The organism is Pseudoalteromonas sp. NEC-BIFX-2020_002 (genome assembly GCF_013002825.1).
Classification (GTDB): domain Bacteria; phylum Pseudomonadota; class Gammaproteobacteria; order Enterobacterales; family Alteromonadaceae; genus Pseudoalteromonas; species Pseudoalteromonas neustonica.
This window is the reverse complement of the sequence record NZ_JABEPJ010000030.1, coordinates 22,211-37,708: the sequence shown is the minus strand read 5'-3', so window position 1 is coordinate 37,708 and position 15,498 is coordinate 22,211. Positions and strand designations below refer to the sequence as shown.

The 15,498-nt window shown below is 39.6% G+C and carries 17 protein-coding genes; 9 read left to right on the top strand and 8 right to left on the bottom strand.

What is annotated here, in order from left to right; all coding sequences use genetic code 11:
- Positions 1 to 558: 558 nt before the first annotated feature.
- On the bottom strand, positions 559 to 1,911 hold the full coding sequence (locus HJP15_RS20850; RefSeq protein WP_170174554.1) for a hypothetical protein: 1,353 nt from the start codon (positions 1,909 to 1,911) through the stop codon (positions 559 to 561).
- A gap of 1,286 nt (positions 1,912 to 3,197) precedes the next feature.
- Between HJP15_RS20850 and HJP15_RS20845 the strand changes: the two genes are divergently transcribed.
- The 8 genes from HJP15_RS20845 (at position 3,198) to HJP15_RS22345 (ending at position 9,262) form a co-directional block, all read left to right on the top strand.
- The gene (locus HJP15_RS20845; protein ID WP_054206821.1) at positions 3,198 to 4,112 is read left to right on the top strand and encodes a hypothetical protein; all 915 of its coding nucleotides are present in this window, start codon (positions 3,198 to 3,200) and stop codon (positions 4,110 to 4,112) included.
- A 38-nt stretch (positions 4,113 to 4,150) separates the two neighbouring features.
- On the top strand, positions 4,151 to 5,050 hold the full coding sequence (locus HJP15_RS20840) for a DUF350 domain-containing protein (RefSeq protein ID WP_054455984.1): 900 nt from the start codon (positions 4,151 to 4,153) through the stop codon (positions 5,048 to 5,050).
- A 72-nt stretch (positions 5,051 to 5,122) separates the two neighbouring features.
- Positions 5,123 to 6,775, top strand: a complete 1,653-nt coding sequence (locus tag HJP15_RS20835) for a polyamine aminopropyltransferase (protein WP_439951192.1) — start codon at positions 5,123 to 5,125, stop codon at positions 6,773 to 6,775.
- Positions 6,776 to 6,855: 80 nt separating this feature from the next.
- The gene (locus HJP15_RS20830) at positions 6,856 to 7,269 is read left to right on the top strand and encodes a YjfI family protein (RefSeq protein WP_054206818.1); all 414 of its coding nucleotides are present in this window, start codon (positions 6,856 to 6,858) and stop codon (positions 7,267 to 7,269) included.
- A 24-nt stretch (positions 7,270 to 7,293) separates the two neighbouring features.
- Positions 7,294 to 7,986, top strand: a complete 693-nt coding sequence (locus tag HJP15_RS20825) for a PspA/IM30 family protein (RefSeq protein ID WP_054206817.1) — start codon at positions 7,294 to 7,296, stop codon at positions 7,984 to 7,986.
- 74 nt (positions 7,987 to 8,060) lie between these two features.
- Positions 8,061 to 8,699: a DUF4178 domain-containing protein gene (locus HJP15_RS20820; RefSeq protein WP_054206816.1), complete on the top strand. Its 639-nt coding sequence runs from the start codon at positions 8,061 to 8,063 to the stop codon at positions 8,697 to 8,699.
- Entirely contained in the window at positions 8,696 to 9,013 is a 318-nt protein-coding gene (locus tag HJP15_RS20815) for a hypothetical protein (RefSeq protein WP_054206815.1), read from the top strand. Before HJP15_RS20820 ends, HJP15_RS20815 begins: the two co-directional genes overlap by 4 nt.
- Positions 9,014 to 9,076: 63 nt before the next feature.
- Positions 9,077 to 9,262, top strand: coding sequence for a hypothetical protein (locus HJP15_RS22345; RefSeq protein ID WP_082355731.1), 186 nt, complete (start codon positions 9,077 to 9,079; stop codon positions 9,260 to 9,262).
- An 11-nt stretch (positions 9,263 to 9,273) separates the two neighbouring features.
- Here the strand turns inward: HJP15_RS22345 and HJP15_RS20810 are convergent, their stop codons facing one another.
- From HJP15_RS20810 to HJP15_RS20790, 5 genes are all read right to left on the bottom strand, one after another.
- Positions 9,274 to 9,669, bottom strand: a complete 396-nt coding sequence (locus HJP15_RS20810) for a hypothetical protein (RefSeq protein ID WP_054206814.1) — start codon at positions 9,667 to 9,669, stop codon at positions 9,274 to 9,276.
- Between the two features lie 11 nt (positions 9,670 to 9,680).
- A complete protein-coding gene (locus HJP15_RS20805) occupies positions 9,681 to 10,202 on the bottom strand; it encodes a hypothetical protein (protein ID WP_054206813.1) in 522 nt (173 codons plus the stop codon).
- Positions 10,203 to 10,319: 117 nt separating this feature from the next.
- Positions 10,320 to 11,696, bottom strand: coding sequence for a class II fumarate hydratase (locus HJP15_RS20800; RefSeq protein ID WP_170174553.1), 1,377 nt, complete (start codon positions 11,694 to 11,696; stop codon positions 10,320 to 10,322).
- 8 nt (positions 11,697 to 11,704) lie between these two features.
- A complete protein-coding gene (locus HJP15_RS20795) occupies positions 11,705 to 12,070 on the bottom strand; it encodes a hypothetical protein (protein ID WP_054455978.1) in 366 nt (121 codons plus the stop codon).
- 97 nt (positions 12,071 to 12,167) lie between these two features.
- Positions 12,168 to 12,338 (bottom strand): hypothetical protein, encoded by a 171-nt coding sequence (locus HJP15_RS20790; protein WP_167349710.1) that lies wholly within the window; start codon positions 12,336 to 12,338, stop codon positions 12,168 to 12,170.
- A 179-nt stretch (positions 12,339 to 12,517) separates the two neighbouring features.
- Here HJP15_RS20790 and HJP15_RS20785 point away from each other — a divergent pair, with 179 nt between their 5' ends.
- Positions 12,518 to 13,111, top strand: coding sequence for a DUF938 domain-containing protein (locus HJP15_RS20785; RefSeq protein WP_054206811.1), 594 nt, complete (start codon positions 12,518 to 12,520; stop codon positions 13,109 to 13,111).
- Here HJP15_RS20785 and HJP15_RS20780 read toward each other — a convergent pair.
- The gene (locus tag HJP15_RS20780; protein ID WP_064436052.1) at positions 13,095 to 14,237 is read right to left on the bottom strand and encodes a GNAT family N-acetyltransferase; all 1,143 of its coding nucleotides are present in this window, start codon (positions 14,235 to 14,237) and stop codon (positions 13,095 to 13,097) included. The genes HJP15_RS20785 and HJP15_RS20780 overlap by 17 nt on opposite strands.
- Positions 14,237 to 15,496, bottom strand: coding sequence for an alpha/beta hydrolase (locus tag HJP15_RS20775; protein ID WP_316244669.1), 1,260 nt, complete (start codon positions 15,494 to 15,496; stop codon positions 14,237 to 14,239). Before HJP15_RS20775 ends, HJP15_RS20780 begins: the two co-directional genes overlap by 1 nt.
- Between the last annotated feature and the right edge of the window lie 2 nt (positions 15,497 to 15,498).

Below are 15,498 nucleotides of genomic sequence, written 5' to 3'. Positions count from 1 at the left end.
ATGATAGTGTAGCATTTGTTATGTGAAAGTAGGTCATCGCCAGGCTCCAAATAAAGAAAGCCCGACTCATAGAGTCGGGCTTTTTTACGTCTGCAGGAAAGTGAAAAAGTGAGCAAGGTGCAAGGTGCAAGGTGGTCAATGTCGCTCAGGCGTTCATCTGAAAGCAACACACCCTCATATATCGGTTGTCGCGATAAATCACGACCGACGGTTTTACAATCAACTTGCAGGTATTTTATTGTAGGTCATGCTTTAGCCTGAAGGCATAAAAGAACACCACGAACTCCTCAGAGGTCAAAATACGCCTTTAAAGCAGCTTAACCCCTTTATATTAATCACATGTAATTGATGATCTATTTTAATCTTGTGCTATTTGTGAGCAAAATTGGCCAACATTCAAAACTTTCCTACACTACACCAAAGGTGCGCGATTAAATACTTGCTATCAAATTGTTCGCCAATTTCTTAAAGTTAAAAACCGTACGGCTGTTGTAAAAGCAACAGGTGTTATGCTTTATTGTGGTCTTAGCCTACAAGATTGTTAAAGTAAATCTGACTTCAATCAGCAAGCCATTGAAATAAAATGTTATTTCCGGTTGTGTTGTTCACTCTGAGTTCTAAAAGGGAGCTTATTGAGTTAGATTTAAGATCTAATATAGGATTGCCTTTATTTTCCTCTAAAGTAACATTGTTTTTAAGACCTTTTTCGGTTACTTCACAGGTACCATTTTTACAAATGACATCAGGTTCTGGCCTAATTAGCCGCTTATCAGAAGTCGTTATAACATATCGATCATCAATCCCTGAAAAGCCTTCAAAAACCTTAAAATTTTCAGTTGAAAGACTCGGCTCTATTCCCGCTTTTATTTCTATCATATGTTGTAAAAATTGGTAACTACCCCGATGAGACAATGCACTTAAGCCTGGCTCAGTCATAAACGAAATGAACCCCTCATCTATATCAGATGAAGATAGTTTTTTCTGACTATCAAGGATATTATTTATCGTAGCTTGATCTTTATCCGTAAAGCTGACAGCAAGCTGGGATCCTTCACCGTTGAAGTGGCCATTATTAAAATTATTAAGTATCTTCCCATCGTCATGCATTCTGTAACCACCAAGATCACTGGCAAACTGACGTATATACTTAAAATCTATATTATTATTATCAGCATATTCATAGATATCAGCTAATAGTTCTCTATCTCCTTGTGTCAAAAACTCATAAGAACTTCGCATTAAGTTAGATAAGGACATCCCATCAGTGCCGCTTAAAATTTCTGATTCAGTACCACCAAAAATATCCATCACCATAGTTTCATAATAATGCTCAGACCTGCTTATATTTTTGCTTTTTTCTAAATCCCGTGCATCTAAAATAGACTCAAACTGTGATGTTGCTTGTGAGCTATATTCATCGGAAACCATCGCTTTACTAAAAAAAGAAAAAGAGTTCGTATGAGATGATAGTAATTCTTCAAATGATGCTAGTGCGGTAACGTTACTTTCGTATTTAAGGCTGTCTCGTTTTAGATTTGATAGGTTTTGCTGATCAAGTGTGTGCCATCTTTCATATGCAGCTACTCTCTCTGAGCTGCTAAATGTATTACTTGTGTCTAATGCTATCGTCTCAAGTTTTGATTTGGATAAATGTTCAAATTCCCACTTTGCTGTGGCAACCTCATCATTATTTGTTTTTGCATTTGAAGAGAGTACTTCCTTATGTAGAGATAAATTTTGCTGACTTAATTTAGAAATATCAATAGAGCTTTTTGCTTTACTTAATTTCGACGCTAATGAAGAAACTGATGCATGTATTTCTATATCCTTACTTTTTTTTGGGTCAGATTGTGGCTGAGTAAAAGCTTTTCTCGTATTTAACAAACTTTTCTTGATATCAGGTAGATCCATACTATTTACCCTCAAAACGAAAATAGACTCCTTTGATTAAATTTGGAGTCTAAGGAGTTAATTAGTTAGTTGTGTAGTTAAAAGTTATACTTTCTATTCTATTTGGAGTTGAATAATGGAAGGTGCCTGCTGCTTCAACTCTATGAACAATTGATACTTGTATACCTGGTTTGAAGATCTCACCATTAAATACTGTTACCTCTCCAGTAGAGTTTGGAAATTGGTTCGCACTTAACGGGATTATTGTTATATGCTCGATAAAAGCACAATTCAACAATCTCGCCAAATGAATCTGGGTAATTTGCAGAAGTGTAACTAATACTAGGGCGTGTTGACCTTTGTGGATTGAAATTTGTTCAATCTAGGGGCGATTTAATCGCGGCGCGAGGTTTGTAACCTAGCGGGCTAAGTAAAAACCGAGCAACAAAGAGTCAATCGCCCCTAGGAAGAACCCTTTGGGCAGCGCATGTTTGACATTTATACTGCGTTATCGCCTATTTATGGGGAACAACCACACTGCATAGGCGCTGCCTTGCCTAAATACCAAACATACTGCTGCAAAATCAATCACGAAAGGTCAACACGCCCTAGTTATTGTTCCTGTTTTATCAATGTATGGAATATCTCTTAAATCGCCATGCAGTATAGGAAATAGGGACGATGACAAACCACCGGCAGAGCTTAATACTAGCACCCTGCTTGGTTACTTCTCTTTAGTTATACAGAAATCAGCGGCGAATGTTTGACTGCTTAAAAATAGCGAAGACATTAGAAAAGCGGCAATGGATATTTTCTTCATTAAAAATTCCTTATTATATAATTGAAGAGTTCTTCATTTTTGGTTTTGTACCTTTTTAAATTATTTTAATGAGACAACATTGTCAATGTAATAAGAATAAATCATTCAGCCTAGTTAGATAGGGTCATACTATGTATTGGGTATTTGTACATTTAAGTATCCATTTTTAATTGAGCAGTTTTTTTAAATTCAAATGATAGAGCGTCCAACTAAATTTGCAAAACCATTACTAGATTAACTCGCTGAGCTTATGTTTATAAAGCAGAGCACTTCAAATTTTTGAGGGGGTTATCGTATAGAGTGTTTGTCGGCTATGAGGGGGAGCTCGTGTCACCTTCTAGTTGTCATCTAGCTAATTAAAAGTTGAGTGCAGTAAAACATAGGCTTTTACCTTTAGAAAATATCATCTTGTTGCAATTTCATCCTTGGTTTACTTTCTGAGCTGTGTAAAACTAGGAAGGTTAATTTAGAAAATCAGGTGACATGAATGTCGAATATAAAAGCTTGGAAACTTATAAGCCTGTTTTGTTTGATAAGCTTGCTTATGGGCTGCCAATCGAAAGAAGAGCAGTTGCAACAAACAATTCAACAATCTATTGCTAAAGCTGAAATTGAGTTAAATGAACTCGGCAAAGCATTGGATAATGGCTCAATTCGTAATGCGACACTATTGAGTGAATATGCACGTATTATCGCAAATGAAAAACCGGAGTTATCACAGGTTGCATCTGTTATAGCACAAGACGCAACTCAAAAAGGTGCACTTTATGCTGGCCTGACACAGCGTCTTACCGATATAAAAAGCACTTATTTAATCCCTCCTTATGAAGATTCTTTACAAAATTTAGATTTGTTGCGCGATGCCGTCAAACCTACTTTGTTTGCTGATGCATTGACTGATCCGATTAATATGCTTGCTGATATGTCAGGGGGCTCTTTAGCACGAGTTGGAGCAATTAGCCAACAGGCTGAAGGCGTTGGTGAAGGTAATCAGCTAGTCGGCAATCCTAACTACGGCAATTGGCAGACTAACAGTAACGGAATTAGTTTTTGGCAGTGGTACGGCATGTATCGTATTTTAGGTGATGTGTTTGATCGCGTTGAATATGGTAGCTGGAGTAAACGTCGTAAATATAGTTATTACAGTGATTATGGGCGCTCACGCTACTCTAGTCCCAAGCAAATTAAAGCGCAAACTGCGGTTGAAACCCGCACCAGACAATCATATCAACGCCAAGGTAAGCAATTCTCAAGCCCGTATGCTTCTAAAAAGACAGGTGCATCAGGGCTAAGTCGCAGCAGTTATACGCCACCTAAAAGCCGTAGTAGTTATAGCAAAGGCTCTGGAACGGTGAGAAACAGCAATAATAGAACCTCTCGTGGCGTAAGTCGCGGTAAGTAAACGGCTATTTAAAGAATTAGTGTTGGAGTGTAAATAATATGTACGAATTTAATGGAATAACAATGTGGTCACTACAAGCGATAGCGATCGATTTCGCAATTATTATCGCTTTATTTGTGAGTCTAAAATATATCAAAGGCTGGGTCTCAAACTTACACGCGAATGATGAAATTACAGAGCGCGATAACTTTGCGTTTGGAATTAGTTTTGCTGCTGGTTTAGTTGCATTGGCCATTGTTTTAACTGGTGTAAGCAGTGGCTCATTTGCTGCAACGCTACAGCAAGAAGCGCTGCAAATGACGGCTTACGGTTTATTGGCAATTACCCTAATTAAGCTAGGGCACTTTTTTCAGGATAAAGTGGCTTTACGAAAAGTTAGCTTACATGATGAGATAGTAAAAGGTAATGTCACAGCTGCCGTGATTGATTTTGGTCATGTAGTGAGTGTTGCAATTGTCATCCGTTCTGCACTATTTTGGGTCGCAACAGATGGTTGGTATGGACTTCCAATTGTTATTGCTGCATTTGTGATTGGTAGCATTGTACTTTTGTTAGTAAGTCAGTATCGAGTGCAACTGTTTAAGCGTACAAATCGCAGCGGCGATTGTTTGCAGCAGGCTATTGTAGATGGCAATTTGGCTGTTGGGATTCGTTATGCTGGTTTCCTAATCGGTAGCGCACTTGCGATTACTGCTGCAACAGGTATTGCACCGTATGTTGCTGATAATATTAGTGCTAGTTTGCTTTACTGGGCTGTAAGCGCAATGATAAGCCTGCTTGTATTTATAGTGTTACATCTGATCACAATCAAAATTATTCTATCAGGTTGCGATATTTCAGATGAAGTTAACCGTCAGAAAAATGTAGGCGTAGCGGCTATTTCAGCAGCGGTATCGTTTGCTGTTGGTGTTACCATGGCTACATTACTAGGCGCATAAAACTTGTCACATTCTAAGCAAAGCCCAAGTAAGTACGCCTTACTTGGGCATGATTTTTTATTAATTACTGTTATGGCCGTACTTGCCGGGTGTGGCCTTATATATGAATATCTTTTGTCGCATTATGCCGGGCGTGTATTAGGCTCTGTTGAAAGTGCTATTTATGCGATGATTGGCACCATGATTGTTGCTATGGGGATTGGTGCATTTTTAGCGCGCTGGTTTAAAGATGCGTTTACCGCTTTTGCATGGCTAGAGAGTTTGATTGCACTTGTTGGTATGGGTTGTATTTTAGCAATAGCGAGTATCATTGCTGTAAGCTATTCATTACCTCATATTTTTTCTGAGATATTCAATTTACCTGCCGATACCATATTAAATGGTTATGTGTTCCAACAGCTTCAAGATTGGTCTCGATTTTTACCCTATGTGTTTGGCCTATTACTTGGTTTATTGATTGGTATGGAAATACCGTTAATAGCGCGTATTCGTCAGCACGTTTATGGCCGCTTTTTAGAAAATAATGCAGGCACTATCTATGGTGCAGATTATATTGGTGCCGGTATTGGCGCGGCTATTTGGGTGAGTATCATGCTGTCTATGCCGATTATGCAAGCAGCCGCATGGACCGCTTTGTTTAATATTATTGCAGGGCTGGCATTTTTATGGCGTTATCACACCCATGTACGTTTCGCCAAATTATTACTTGTATGCCATATCCTTTTGCTCGTGCTATTTGCTTTTATTTTAGTGCTTGGCAGTAGCTGGATGAAAAATTTAAGTAACGTATTGTATAAAGATAAAGTTATTTATTCTGAAGCGACTAAATATCAGCACTTGGTGCTCACAGAGCGTTTAAGCCTTAATCAGCCAGAGCCTATTACAGATCTTTATTTAAATGGACGTTTACAGTTCTCTAGTGTTGATGAGCAGATTTACCACTCTATGTTAGTTTATCCTGCGATGTTGGCTTCAAACCGTCATGATAATATTTTGATTGTGGGTGGTGGCGACGGTTTAGCATTAAGAGATGCACTAAAATGGCCCGTTAAAAAAGTTACTTTAATTGACTTAGATGGACAGCTACTTGATTTATTTGGTTATCCAAGTGATGAGTTTATTACACCTGCTGAGATCACTGCACGTTTAAGTAAGCTTAATAATAATGCCATGTTAGATCCGCGAGCTAATATCATTGTTGGTGATGCATTCTTAGAAGTCGAGCGGTTGCTCGGTGAAGGGGAGCGCTTTGATACTATAATTATTGATTTACCGGATCCAAACCATCCCGACTTAAATAAAATGTACAGTGATTATTTTTACAATCACGTGCGTCAACTGCTAGCTGCTGATGGGGCCATGGCAGTGCAGTCAACGTCACCGTACCATGCTAAAAACGCATTTTTAAGCATTGGTAAAACAGTGAAAGCAGCTGGATTTAAGCATGTTGAGCAGTATCAGCAAAATATTCCGTCTTTTGGTCAGTGGGGCTGGACGATTGCAACAACCGCAGGGAAACCTGCCAGTGCCAGAATTAGCGATATAAAAACGCTACCTATTGCTTCTAGGTGGATCAGTCAAAAATATTTATTGGCTTCATTTGTGTTTCCAAATCATTATTTTGAACAAATAAATGATATTGAAGTCAATCAATTAGGCACAGGTACTTTGTATGATTATTACCGAAGTGCGTGGCAGGTAGAAAGCGAATTATACAAAAATTAATAAAACATGGTTGACATAATATGTCGTCCGTGCGAATCTTAACTCAGACATAATATGTCAAACGACAAAAAGGCACAGACATGGAATTAAACGAACTTTCAATAAAATTAGCGGCTTTTGAAACTGAAGGCGCTAACTTTGAATCTTTCTTGATTGCCAATCCAGGTGAGCAGGATGTGTTACAAGTCATTGTTGATGGAAATGATGAACTTCCAATTTTTGTTACGCAAACACAAGAGCAGTTATTATGTATTAGCTACTTGTTTGACGAAAATGAAGTTAAAAGTGAATTACGCAACGAATTAAACGAAACATTACTACGTTTAAACGTGCCAATTCCGCTGAGTGCATTTGCTAAAATCGATAACAAATACGCGATTTTTGGTGCACTGTCGGTAAACTCATCATTAGATGATGTTACCCACGAACTAGTAACATTAGCAGATAACGCTATAGATGCACTAGAAGCCGTGACTTTGTATTTAAATGATTAATAGCTAGTTAGTGGAGTTAAGATTATGAGTATTTTGAAAAAATTATTTACAGCAGTACGTGGCGGCGCTCGTGAAGCAGGCGAAGCAATTGTAGATGCAAATGGCATCCGTATTTTTGAGCAAGAAATTGCTGACGCGCAAAATGCTCTTCACCGCGCTAAGAAAAGCCTTACGGAAGTAATGGCTAAAGAAATGCAAACTAAGCGTAAAATTAGCGCTGTAGATGCATCAATCGCTGAACATGAAGCATATGCAGGGCAAGCGCTTGAAAAGGGCAACGAAGCGTTGGCGCTAGAAATTGCAGAAAAAATTGGTGATTTTGAAGCTGAGAAAGCTGAAAACGAACAAGTATTATCGGGTTTTAGTAACCACATTGTTGCCCTTAAGCAGCAAGTTAAAGACGCTGAGAAATCGATCAAAGAAAATCAACGTCAGCTTACTATGGTTAAGACGACTGAAAGCGTTCAACAAGCGACAATGGCTGTTAACAGCACGCTAAATACAAACAGCTCGTCTATGACGTCGGCTCGTCAATCTTTAGAGCGTATTAAGCAACGTCAGCAAGATCGTAGCGACCAGCTTGGTGCAGCTAAACAGCTTGAGTCTGATGTAAACGGCGATGATCTAAAAGCAAAAATGGCTGAAGCAGGCATTGGCGATTCAAGTCCAAAAAGCGCTGATATTTTAGCTCGCATTAAAGCGAAGCAAAATAGCTAATATTTACGTCCATATTTTAAAAAGGTAACCAGGCTTTCGGCCTTGTTGCCTTTTTTGCTTAAAGGCAGTCTCCTATGTTTAATTTTTTTAAATCTAAAAAAGAGCCAGAGCGTCAGCTTAATCATGCCAGCGAACTTAAAAAAGGCGACATGTTTAGCGTTATTGATTCGTTTGCTTACCCTTCGTGGTTAAAAGGCGAAACATTGCGTGTTATTGATATTCAAACGTATCAATATCAGCACAGCAGTGATACTGAATTTGTACTTGAAACAAACAGTGGCCAAGTTGTTTTTTTACAAATTGAGCAAGACGATGGTGAGGAGTGGGCTAACTTCTCAATAAAGATTCAGCGCGATGAAGTTGAAGAGATTTTTGGCTTAGATGAGTTTTCGCGTATTTTTGATGAAGATTCACTGACACAAATTGATGTACAAAATACACCTGAGCGCCACATGCAGTTTTTAGCTAAAAGCTATCAACAAAGTGAGTCGCCTTATGTTTGTTATTTTCATAATAAAGATTACCGTGGTCAAACCTTGCCTCGTTATGAGCAAGAAGGTGGTGAACCATGTGAGATGATCTGTTTAGCATCGCCCGATGAAGGCTTTGGCTTAAATATTGAAATTTGGGATGGCGGTGAAACAGAGGTATCACTTACGCTTACGCGTCCAATGAGTGATATTGTTGATTTGTTTCCTGGAGACGCAAAGTGAGTGATGCAAAGGCTAAATGGCAGCGCCAAGAGCAAGCGGTTAGAGCAACCCAAATGGCCTTTGATTTAAGCAGTGAAGTACAAAAATCGATAAAAAAACAAGCGATTGACCAAGAACTGACACCATCAGATATGATCCGTAAAATTTTGGCTCTTGATGTAAAATCAAAAAAGACGCGGCAGCGATTGTCGTTTAATCTTAATGACGAAGAGATCGCCTTACTTGCAGATCGTTTTGGGGTTGCAGTCGATGATAAGCGCGCAGTAAAACAGCAAGTTGCTGAACTGTTAATTGCACACACAAGTAAGCGCTAAGCTTTGCCTTATTGAATTTAAGCCCTTACACTGAGGGCTTAAATTATTAAAGAATGAGCTGCCGTGAATATACTGTTAATCGCCTACCTACTAATATTTGCTTTATTTGGTACTGCAGCAAGTTATTTTGTACGATTTATTTATGCCTACTGGATAAAAAAACAAATGCCAGTACAGTATATTTTTAAGGCCGGGGTTTGCATCGTGGCGGTTGTAGTGATTTCCTCATTGCTTCCATTAATAACATAGTGAATACCATATTATTTCAGGTCAAAAGACTGGCACCGCTGAGCAATGCATAATGCTTGAATAGGTAAAATCGGTAAGCAATCACTTAATCCGTTCGCTTTATTTTCAGCCGTTTCTTGTGCAGTAATTTGACGTGCTAATTGCTCTGCTTTTTCTTGTGGCGTTTGTAACGTTGAATAGACTACATACCGGCTCGGCCCACCGCAGGCACGTTGCCCGACTTCAAGCACTTTACATTGAAAGCTGGCTGTACAGTTATTTTCTTGGATCAACTCACCCAATGCTTTGTTAGATTTAGATAAATCTACATTATTATTTTTTGAAGAGTCAGCAGTATTAGCACAGCCACTGAGCATCAGCAAACCAGTTGCGGTAGCTAATAATTTAGAATAAGAAAAACGGCTCATACTATTATCCCTTAATAAACACTTGCTGCAGAGCCTTCAAGTTTAACACATTTATTTTCAATGCATTGAGCACTTGGTTCAGTTAGGTGTTGGCAAATACTTATCATACCCGTTTGCGCATTAAATTGGCTTTCTAATGAAGTGACTTGCTTTGCTGATGCGAGCACTTCTTGCTCATCGGCTGATTTAGTCGAATAAGCAACATAGCTACTCGGGCCGCCGCAAGCACGACTGCCAATAGCTAATATTTTACACTGAGTATGGTCATCACACTGTGGATCGCTAATTAAATCTTTTAACTGTTGGTGAGCGATACTAAGACTTTCTTTGCTGGCTACAACGTTTGTTAGTGGGTCTACTTTAGTTGTTTGATTGTCTTTAATAAGGGCTGCGGGAGCTGGGCTTAGTTGAGCGTGCTCTGAAGTGTCAGAGTTTTCAGCTACAGAGTTTGTAGTGTTAGAACCTGATGTACCAGCATCTGAGCATGCAGATAAACATAACGGCAGCAAAACAGCGATAAGAGATAAGCGCATAATAACCTTCACAGTGATGAACAAGTAATCACCATCATACACTTTGCAGATTACACAGCAATAAAAACTATGGCATTCAAAGGTTAAACCCGTCGCTGTGGACGGGTTTAATATTTTTTATAGCCCGCCTTGAGTTAACTTTGCAGGGTTAAGTAAAGTTTCCAGCTCGCTACGTGATAGATCTGTTTCTTGTTCGGCAATATCGAGTATTGGGCGACCTTCTTGGTATGCTTGTTTGGCTATTTTAGCGGCTTTAGCATAGCCAATTACAGGGTTAAGTGCGGTTACTAAGATTGGGTTTTTAGCGAGTGCTTTATCAATATTAGTTTGATTAACTTTAAAAGAGCGGATTGCTTTATCGGCTAAGGCTTGGCTACTATTTGCTAGCAGTTCGATACTTTGCAAAATATTATAGGCGATCACAGGTAGCATGACATTGAGCTCAAAGTTGCCTGATTGGCCTGCAACTGTAATCGTTGCATCGTTGCCAATCACTTGTGCGCTGACCATAACAGCCGCTTCAGGGATCACAGGGTTTACTTTGCCTGGCATAATTGAAGAGCCAGGTTGTAATGCTTCTAACTCTATTTCACCAAGGCCCGCCAACGGGCCGGAATTCATCCAACGTAGGTCGTTAGCTATCTTCATTTGTGCGACGGCAAGTACTTTTAATTGCCCCGATAAAGCAACAATCGCATCTTGCGATCCAATATTATAAAAGAAGTTTTTACTCGGTGTAAAACGTACGCCAACATTGGCGCTGAGGTTTTTACAAAATTGCTCCGCAAAGAGAGGATCAGCATTTATACCAGTGCCAACTGCGGTGCCGCCTTGCGCTAAAGCTGACACGCCGTCTAAGCTGAAGCGAATACCCGCCATCGCAGTATCAACTTGATGTTGCCACGTGCTAAGAGTTTGCGCGAATGTAACTGGCATGGCATCCATCAGGTGGGTACGGCCAGTTTTGACAATGTCACCCACTTCAGATTTTTTACGCTCTAGCGTTTGTGATAACTGATCTAGCGCCGGGAATAACTCATACACCACGTTTATAACACTGCTCACCGCAATGGTTGTGGGGATCACGTCATTAGAGCTTTGGCCCATATTTACATCATCGTTAGGATGAATAACTTCATCACCATAACGACTTGCCAGTGTTGCAATTACTTCATTCGCATTCATGTTGGTACTGGTACCTGAACCAGTTTGAAACACATCAATAGGGAAGTGCTCTAAATGTTGACCATCAATGATCTCTTGGCATGCACGTTCGATTAACAGTGCTTTATTTTTACTTAAATGACCAAGTTCGTTGTTGCTTTGAGCTGCGGCTTGTTTGATGTACGCAAGAGCAGTAATAAACTGTTTTGGCATTACTAAGTCGCTAATGCGAAAGTTATTTACAGCTCGTTGAGTTTGCGCTTGATAAAGTGCTTCTGTAGGGACTTGTAGTTCGCCCATGCTATCTGATTCGGTTCTAAATTCGCTCATAAAAGCTCCTAGAAAGGGTTGAATTCGTGACTGAGAATACGGGCTTCACGCTCTAATATGAGGTATTTCCCGGTACTATTATGGCTTCTATAAAAGCGCTTTAACGCCAGTAAAGGTTTATACAGTTGCTCTAAACATTGCTTACGAATGGCACAATGAATTAAAGAGTCGCACATTTTGTTGAGGATTTCATGAAAAGTACGTCTTAGATAGAGCTCTTGTAATAGCATGCTATTATTTTTTTCGTAATAGCGTGCAGCACTCAAACCAGCTTCAATATAATTTGCAACTAACGCGGGAGCATGTAGCCCCGGACGTTGACAAACACATTTCATTTGCTGTTGATAATAAAGCATAGCTTGATGTTCATGCATAAGAAAACCGATTAACTGTAACGATAATTGTTATCATTACAGTTAATCGGTTTCGGTGCAAGTCACAAATTGTAAATAATGACAGGAGGCGAGTTGTTTAATTATAGCCAAGGATAAATATTTGGTCGGTTTCATGTGTTAATGCCTGATTTTTTTGTGATAGTAAATCAATTACAGTAGCACGTTCATCGCTGCCTAGTTTATCAGTCACTGGTTTTTCACTTGCTGCAACTGCAGCGTCTAGAGCGGTGTAAGGGGATATATACATAGTTTTCTCCATTTAGTTGATTCGATTAAGAGAGTGCATAACCCATACCATGATTAAATCTTTTTTTTACTACATTGAATATTAAAACATTTACTTTAAATATGGTTTTTTTGCGCGACATTATGAAGGATATTTGTTTTACTTGGGGGCATAATTTACCAATATTGGTGCACTGCAATATGATAAAACCTTTCTCACAAGCCTGCGAAAACAATAAGAGCCCAATATTACGTGGCATCATACCCCATTTGGCGCATGCTGAAAGCGTACTCGAAGTTGGCTCTGGTACGGGTCAACATAGCGTGCATTTTGCTGCGAATTTGTCTCATTTACAATGGCACACCAGTGATCGCCTTGTGAATCACAATGGCATTAAACAATGGGTTGATGAAGTGCAGCTGAGTAATTTACACGCCCCCATTGAGTTAGATTTAAATAATCCATGGCCTGTAAGTACCGTTGACGCAATCTATACCGCCAATACTTTGCATATCGTGAGTAAACCATTGGTTGAGCAATTTTTTACTGGCGTGAGCAAGCATCTAGTCGCAAAAGGCATTGTGTGTATTTATGGACCGTTTAAATACAATGGCGCTTTTACTAGTGAAAGTAATCAGCGCTTTGATGAGTTTTTAAAGCAGCAAGATGAGCAAAGCGGCATTCGTGATTTTGAATGGGTACAGCAATTAGCCGTAAAAGCAGGTTTAACGTTTGTTGAAGATATCGCTATGCCTGCCAATAATCAGTTATTAATTTTTAAACGTCTGCTTTAAAAGGTAATAACTCAGCGCACTGTTGGTGATAGATATGTATATGTTGGCGTTCACGTTGTAAGTAATCTGCGATTGCAGGGCGAAAGTTGCTATCTATCACATTATGCACTGAGTGGGTAAATACTGGGGCAAAACCACGGGCTATTTTGTGCTCGCCCTGCGCACCTGAGTGAAAGCAGCTAAGTTGGTGCTTAATACAATACTCAATACCTTGGTAATAACAAAGCTCAAAGTGCAGGCAGTCTACTTCTTCAACGGCTCCCCAATAGCGCCCATATAATGTGTCACTGCTTTTAAAGCTCAGCGTTGCTGCAATGACTTCACCATCATGTATTGCGTGCATGATCACCAGTTGTTCGGCCATTAAGGCATGCAGTAAAATAAAAAAATCATGGTTTAAATAGCCCATGTGGCCAGAGCGCTTTAAATAAGTCCGTTGGTAAAACTCACAAAACTGGCTCATCACCTCTACAGTGACTTGTTCGCCCTGTAACCAGTTAATAGTTATATTTTGCTGTGCTATTTTACTGCGCTCTTTTTTTAAAGCTTTACGCTTACGCGCGGTCAGATGCTGTAAAAAATCATCAAAAGTAGCGTAGTTTTGATTTTGCCATTGAAACTGCACACCAGTACGATGCATGCCTTGATGAGAGGTGAGATGTGATACTTGCTGCTGTGTGCAAAAGTTAATGTGCCAGCCAGACCAACCTTGTTGTTCACACTGCTTTGTTAAAAGCGCAGTAATGTATTGATATACTTGATCTGGTTGCGCATGGTCAATCGCTATACGCTGCCCTTCAATAGGGCTAAATGGAGAGCCCGATAACCATTTAGGGTAATACTCTAGGCCATGCTTTTCATACGCCTGCGCCCACGCCCAGTCAAACACATATTCACCATATGAGTGGCTTTTTAAATAACCGGGGGCCAGTGCCACCAAAATATCATTTTGATAAATAGCTAAATGTTGTGGTTGCCAACCAGTCGTGGCTGATACGCATTGGCTTTGTTCTAATGCAAATAAAAACGCATGGTTCGTAAAGGGATTATCGGTAAAAAATTGCTGCCAAACGCCAGCCTCAATCTCACTAATGCTGGCAAGCCAGCGGTGACTAAATGTGGTCATTATTGATTACCTTGAAAGCCTTCAACCTGCTTTATAAACTGTTTTATATAATGTGCTTGCTCAGTAAAATAAGGGTTATAAGTGAGGCGTTGAAAGGTTGGAAATGCGGCAATGTTTTCAGCAGTACGCTCGCCAATATTAGGTGTTTTGGTTGTTTTACACAGCTTATATAATGCATCGTCATCAAGATAACTACCGCAATTACGATAAACATCAGCTATGCCATAATAAGGGTTGTTTGGTGAGTTAACGACGGCGATATGGGAAATGCCATGAATGTTTTTACAGGTAGAACTTTTGCACTGCGGGTTTAATAGTGTGTAATCATCGGGAAAGTCACGGGTGATTTTTGTTGCATCACCATAATAAACCAAGGTATCTAAACGGTTAGCTGGGCGTGCTTTTACATCGTGTAATGCCGTTAATAACTGCAGCGACGCACGAGTATCTATCGTGGTATCGACATCACTCATCACTGAAAAAATAGGCAAGTTTGGTAATGGCCGTTTTATTAATGTTGATAACGCGATAGAGTGCATTGCATCATCGGCGGCGGTTGCTGCATTAAATGGAAATGACTCATATTTTGCAAAATCAATATCGGCATCTTTATCTATCCAGTTAATGAAGGGAATACGGTCAATCCACTTGGCAAGCCAGCCATTTTTATTATGTGGTTCTGTCGCGGGTGAAAACAGCATAAGCGCTTTTATTTTCGAGTCAACTGGTTGCACTGTTAAGTAATTAAGTAAAAGTGCGGCACTCGTAGAGTAGCCCCCTAAAATCACCTGATCAAAATCTTTAACTGTGCGCTTGATTGCATAAGCTGTTGCTTGCTGCCATTGCTTGGCGTTTATATTACTTAACGCATCAGCGGCAGTGCCGTGACCGGGTAATAATAAGGTTCGAACTGTATAGCCTTGTTGAAAGTAAATTTGGGCTAGATCGTGGTAGGTAAATGGCGAATCAGTGAGCCCGTGTATTAATAACACGGCTTTATGATTGTTATTTTGGCGTAATTCAAATGGCGCTATCAAATCAACAATATTTGGTGTGCTTGTTCGCTGTTGTTGTTTAACTAGGTGTTGATAGGTGTCAGTCAAAATAGGGCAAGGCATAGATGCACGTGGATTTTTAGCTAAAATATATTGATATGCAAACGCTAAATAATCACTAAATGCGAGATCCGTTTGATACGAAAAATCGGTAGCAAGGCGGCTACTTTCAAACCTTAACAGGCCTTGTTGTTTACTTTTCATAA

What these genes read in the sequence shown, in the direction of transcription:
- HJP15_RS20850 (WP_170174554.1), bottom strand. Translation starts at nt 1,911, where the DNA reads ATGGATCTACCTGATATCAAGAAAAGTTTGTTAAATACGAGAAAAGCT.
- HJP15_RS20845 (WP_054206821.1), top strand. Translation starts at nt 3,198, where the DNA reads ATGTCGAATATAAAAGCTTGGAAACTTATAAGCCTGTTTTGTTTGATA.
- HJP15_RS20840 (WP_054455984.1), top strand. Translation starts at nt 4,151, where the DNA reads ATGTACGAATTTAATGGAATAACAATGTGGTCACTACAAGCGATAGCG.
- HJP15_RS20835 (WP_439951192.1), top strand. Translation starts at nt 5,123, where the DNA reads ATGGCCGTACTTGCCGGGTGTGGCCTTATATATGAATATCTTTTGTCG.
- HJP15_RS20830 (WP_054206818.1), top strand. Translation starts at nt 6,856, where the DNA reads ATGGAATTAAACGAACTTTCAATAAAATTAGCGGCTTTTGAAACTGAA.
- HJP15_RS20825 (WP_054206817.1), top strand. Translation starts at nt 7,294, where the DNA reads ATGAGTATTTTGAAAAAATTATTTACAGCAGTACGTGGCGGCGCTCGT.
- HJP15_RS20820 (WP_054206816.1), top strand. Translation starts at nt 8,061, where the DNA reads ATGTTTAATTTTTTTAAATCTAAAAAAGAGCCAGAGCGTCAGCTTAAT.
- HJP15_RS20810 (WP_054206814.1), bottom strand. Translation starts at nt 9,669, where the DNA reads ATGAGCCGTTTTTCTTATTCTAAATTATTAGCTACCGCAACTGGTTTG.
- HJP15_RS20805 (WP_054206813.1), bottom strand. Translation starts at nt 10,202, where the DNA reads ATGCGCTTATCTCTTATCGCTGTTTTGCTGCCGTTATGTTTATCTGCA.
- HJP15_RS20800 (WP_170174553.1), bottom strand. Translation starts at nt 11,696, where the DNA reads ATGAGCGAATTTAGAACCGAATCAGATAGCATGGGCGAACTACAAGTC.
- HJP15_RS20795 (WP_054455978.1), bottom strand. Translation starts at nt 12,070, where the DNA reads ATGCATGAACATCAAGCTATGCTTTATTATCAACAGCAAATGAAATGT.
- HJP15_RS20790 (WP_167349710.1), bottom strand. Translation starts at nt 12,338, where the DNA reads ATGTATATATCCCCTTACACCGCTCTAGACGCTGCAGTTGCAGCAAGT.
- HJP15_RS20785 (WP_054206811.1), top strand. Translation starts at nt 12,518, where the DNA reads ATGATAAAACCTTTCTCACAAGCCTGCGAAAACAATAAGAGCCCAATA.
- HJP15_RS20780 (WP_064436052.1), bottom strand. Translation starts at nt 14,237, where the DNA reads ATGACCACATTTAGTCACCGCTGGCTTGCCAGCATTAGTGAGATTGAG.
- HJP15_RS20775 (WP_316244669.1), bottom strand. Translation starts at nt 15,496, where the DNA reads ATGAAAAGTAAACAACAAGGCCTGTTAAGGTTTGAAAGTAGCCGCCTT.